This window comes from Streptomyces sp. NPDC054847, from assembly GCF_053610925.1.
Window position 1 is genome coordinate 1 of record NZ_JBSGZJ010000533.1, and the last position, 4582, is coordinate 4582.

General features: G+C 75.0%; 5 protein-coding genes. All 5 read left to right on the forward strand.

All coding sequences use genetic code 11. From position 1 onward, the window contains the following. Positions 1 to 365, forward strand: a 365-nt coding sequence (locus ACWGH4_RS31725) for a hypothetical protein (protein WP_453466965.1), incomplete at its 5' end; no start/stop codon positions are given. Between the two features lie 42 nt (positions 366 to 407). Beyond that, a complete protein-coding gene (locus ACWGH4_RS31730; protein ID WP_453466967.1) occupies positions 408 to 1490 on the forward strand; it encodes an SAM-dependent methyltransferase in 1083 nt (360 codons plus the stop codon). Further along, entirely contained in the window at positions 1487 to 2944 is a 1458-nt protein-coding gene (locus ACWGH4_RS31735; RefSeq protein WP_453466969.1) for an MFS transporter, read from the forward strand. Before ACWGH4_RS31730 ends, ACWGH4_RS31735 begins: the two co-directional genes overlap by 4 nt. A gap of 59 nt (positions 2945 to 3003) precedes the next feature. After that, positions 3004 to 3744, forward strand: coding sequence for a GNAT family N-acetyltransferase (locus ACWGH4_RS31740; RefSeq protein ID WP_453466971.1), 741 nt, complete (start codon positions 3004 to 3006; stop codon positions 3742 to 3744). 47 nt (positions 3745 to 3791) lie between these two features. After that, positions 3792 to 4582: ATP-grasp domain-containing protein (locus ACWGH4_RS31745; RefSeq protein WP_453466973.1), on the forward strand; the 791-nt coding region annotated here is incomplete at its 3' end.

The following is a 4582-nucleotide window of genomic DNA, read 5'->3' on the forward strand; positions in this document are numbered from 1 at the left end:
TTCGGGAGGCGGAGGCCGCGCTCGGCGCGCTGCTGGACGCCCGCCCCGCGCTGCGCACCGTCTTCTCCAGGCACGGCGGGCGCTGGTACGCCCTTGCCTCGGCCCGGCCCGTGCCGGTGACGGTGCTCGCCCCGGACGACGGCGCCGACCCGGTCGAACGGGTGCGGGCCGCCGTGGCCGGACAGACCTTCGCCGCGGCCGACGTGCCTCTTGTGCGTCTGGCCCTCGCCCCGGCGGGCGAGGGCTGGGCAGTGGCCCTCGCCGCCTATGCCCCCGTCGCCGGGTCCTCGTCCGCGGACGAGCTCCTCGGCCACTGGGCCGAACTGGCCGGCGCCGCCGCGCTGCCGGCCGCCGCACCCGCCTGAACCTCCCCGTCCACCCTCGTCCGCACACCGGAAGGACCCGCCATGACCGCCGCCCTGGACCATGCCGCAGCACCCGCAGCGCCGGCCGCCGTACCCGCCGACTGGGCAGGTGCCGCGCCCGCCCCGATAGGCGTCGATGCGGCCTTCAACGGCTACGTCGCCGCCACCGTCGTCCACGCCCTGGACCGGCTCGGCATCTGGGACCGGCTGGAGCGCGACCCGCTGCTCGACCTGCGTGCCCTCGCCGCGGAGACGGGACCGGCCGTGCGCGAGCGGGTGCTGCGCGAAGTGGTGCGGGCCGCCGCCGGCTGCGGCTGGCTGCGGCTCCAGGACGACGGCGGCACGGCGCTGCTGACCACCGCCGGCCAGGAGATGATCCGCATGCGCGGCTACTTCACCTGGGGGGTCGGCGGTTACGCCGAGGTGTTCGCCCAGGCGCACCGGATCGTGTCCGGGGAGGCGGAGTTCGGCACCGGTGTGCTGCGCGACGAGGCGATGGTGGCGCTCGGCTCCGGGCAGAACGACCGCTCCTTCATGGCGGGCACCCTCGACGAGGTCCTGGCCGACGTCGACTTCTCCACCCTCGCCGACCTCGGCAGCGGGATCTCCGCCCGGGTCAGCCGCGTCGTCGGCAACCGTCCCGGCACCCGCGGTCTGGGCCTGGACATCAGCGGCCCGGCCACCGAGCTCGGGCACCGCACGATCGCGGAGGCCGGGCTGAGCGGCCGGGTCGAGGCCATCAGGACCGACGTGCTCGACGTGTGCCACCGGGCCGCGCACCGCGACAAGCTCGCCGAGGTCGACACGGTGATGAGTTTCTTCCTGCTGCACGACCTGCTGGCCGACCCGGCGACCCGCCCGCACACCTTCACGCGGCTGCGCGAGGCGTTCCCGTCGGCCCGCACCTTCGTGTTCGCCGACACGATGCTGCGCCCGGACGCGGAAGGCGCGCAGACGCTGCCGGTGTTCTCGCTCGGCTACGAACTGGCCCACGCGCTCATGGGTGTGCCGCTGCACACCAAGGAGACGTACGAGGAGCTGTTCGCCGCGGCCGGCCTGGTGCCGCGCCGCACCGTGCCGTTCGGCACCCCCCACTCGTGGCTCTACGTGCTGGAGGCACGATGACCAGTCCCCTCGCCCTGCTGCGGGAGTTCTCGCCGCGCACGCGTGTCGTCCTCGCGGTCAACGCCGTCAACTCCTTCGGCGGCGGCCTCGTCCTGCCCTTCCTGTGGATCTATCTGAGCGATGTGCACGGCCTGCCCGCCTGGGTGCCCGCCGTGACCCTGGCCGTCCAGGCGGCGACCGCGGTCGCCGGCGGGCTGCTGTGGGGGGCGCTGCTCGACCGGTTCCCGCCGCGCACCACGGTGCCGCTGGTGATGGCCGTGGCGGGCGCGGGCACCGCCTTGTACGCGCAGGCGGACGGGGCGTCTTCGGCGCTGGTCGCGGCGCTGGTGTACGGCTTCGGGATCAGCGGCGTGGGCACGGTGCTGCGGTTCCTGTACGCGGGGGCCGCCTCCGCGCGGGAGCGCGGTCTCGCCTACAGCGCCGACTACGCGGTGTTCAACGCGATGACCGGGCTGGGTGTCCTGGCCGGCGGTGTGGTGGCGTCGATGGACGCCGGGTCGCGGGCGGCCCGGTTCGCCGCGCTGTACCTGGCGGACGGGGCGACGTTCCTGCTCGCGGGGGCGGTGCTGTTCTGGCTGCTGCCGAAGGTGGTCCAGGCGGGCGAGGACAAGGGCGCGCAGGGGGGCCGGCGGCCGGTGGGCTACCGCGAGGTGCTGAGGCACCGTCATATCGCGGCGCTGCTGGGCGCTCTGGTGGTCTGCTCGCTCGTCTCGTACGGGCAGTTCCGCTCGGGTCTGCCGGGCTATCTGACGCAGGGCGGTGCGCTGGGGCCCGAGGGCATTTCCGGCGCGTTCGCGGTCAACATCGTGGTCGCGGTCGGGGCGCAGTTCCTGCTGGCCGAGCGGATCCAGAGGATCCGCCGCTCCACGGTCCTCGCCGTCTCCGGCGCGGTGTGGGCGGTGGCCTGGGCCCTGGTGGCGGTCGCCGGGTTCGGGCACGGCTCGGCGGCGCTGACGCTCGCCCTGGCGGGTGTGGTGCTGTTGTCGGTGGGCGAGGCGCTGGTCTTCCCGGTGGTGACGTCGCTGCTGAACGATCTGGCGGCCGAGCAGGTGCGGGGCAGGGTCAACGCGCTGCTGTCGGTGGCGATCTCGACCGGTTCGGTGGCCGGTCCGGCGCTCGCCGGCGCCACGCTGCCGTGGGCGGACGGCATCGCGTTGATGGCAGTGCTGCTGGGCGGCTGCGTCGGGGTCGTCGCGGTGGCGGTGCGGCTGCGTACGGGGTTGAGCGCGCAGGCTGACCTGCCGGCACCGGAACCCGAGGCCGAGCCGGAGGCACAGGCCGGGGTGGAACCGGAGGCGGAGGCCGGGGTGGAACCGGAGGCGGAGGCCGGGGTGGAGGAGCCGCGTCCGGCACCGCCGCAGCCGGAACAGCCGCAGGCCGAGCCGTCGCGTTCCGGGCAGCCGGTGCCGGCCGGCGCGGCCCGTCCCGCCGAGAGTGCCGTCTCGCCCGTGTGACGGGCCCGGCCCGGCGTCCCCCTCATGTTTCTTCCGTCCCGACGAGGTGGCGAACAACGATGATGAACAACTGGCCGCTCACCGGTATCACGGTGCGCACAGGGCGCGTCGAGCTGCGCTGGCCGACGCCCGAGGATCTCGACGCGCTCGCGGACCGGGCCGTCGAGGGGGTGCACGCACCGGGGTTCATGCCGTTCTTCTCGCAGTGGACGGACGGCACGCCGGCCCAGGTGGCCCAGCGGGTGCTGCAGCGTCACTGGAGGGCGATGGCGTCCTGGACGCCCGAGGACTGGACGCTGTATCTGGTCGTCGTCGCCGACGGGCAGGTCGTGGGTTCGCAGAGCCTGGGCGGCCGGGACTTCGGCGTCACCCGTGAGGTGCTGCTGACCTCGTGGCTGGCGCTCGGCCGGCAGGGCGAGGGGCTCGGCGGGCATGCCAGGGCCGCGGCGCTGGAGCTGGCGTTCACGGGGCTGGGCGCCGAGCAGGCGTTCTCCGTCGTACGGCGCGGCAACGACGCCTCGCAGGGTGTGTGCCGCAAGTTCGGCTTCGAACGGGACGGCAGCCAGGTCAACGCGGTCCGCGGCGAGCAGGTGGTGAGCGACCGCTTCCGGCTGACCCGCTCCCGCTGGCAGGCGCACCGGCGTATCGGCGCCGAGGTGCACGGCGTGGCGGACGCGCTGCCGTTCTTCGGCGCGGGCGCCGCCCCGGCCGCGCCGTCCGGTGCGGCCGAGGGCGTGCCGCTGGCGAGCGTGCTGTCCGGGGTGCGCTTCGCGGAGGAGTCCGACCAGAGCGCCGCCTGAACCACCGCCCGCCTTTCCCCCGTCCCTCGAAGTGAAGGAGCCTCCTCATGGCTCAGCGACGCCCGCTCGTCGCCGTCGTCTACGACCGTGGCTCGGCCTCCCCCCTGCACATCGTGGAGGGTCTGGAGGTGCTGGGCGACGTGGTCCTGGTGCTGTGCCCGTCCCCGCACAGCGACGAGGTGGCGCCGCTGGCCGAGGAACTGGCGCCGGTGGTGCGGCTGGATCCGGCAGACCTGGACGCGACGGCCGCCCGGCTGCGGGAACTCGCCCCGGACGCGATCCTCACCTTCAGCGAGTCCCGGCTGCCGGAGACGGCCGCGCTGGCCGCGCGCCTGTCGCTGCCGTTCCACTCGCCGGCCACCGTGGAGCTGCTGCGCGACAAGTACGCGCAGCGCACAAGGCTGCGTGAGCGCGGCGTGGAGGGGGTGCGGTCCTTCCTGCTGCGGCAGGCCGGTGACTGGCCGGCGGCGCTGTCGGCCGTGGGCCTGCCGGCGGTCCTCAAGCCGGCGCGCGGGGAGGGCAGCCGCAGTACGCATCTGGTCACCGACGCCTCACGGGGGGCGGAGCTGGCCGCCCGTCTGCTGTCCGGCGGCACGGCGGCCGGGGACGCGGAGGGCGGGCCGGGTGAGAGTGCGCTGGTGCTGGAGGAGTATCTGCGCGGCCGGGACTGCGGGCCGTTCGGCGACCACATCTCGGTGGAGTCGGCGGTGACCGGCGGCCGCGTCTCGCACTGGGCGGTGACGGGGAAGTTCCCGCTGGCGCCGCCGTTCCGTGAGACCGGGCACCTGCGGCCGGGCCCGCTGGAGGCGGCGGTGCGGGGGCACGGGCAAGGTGTGGG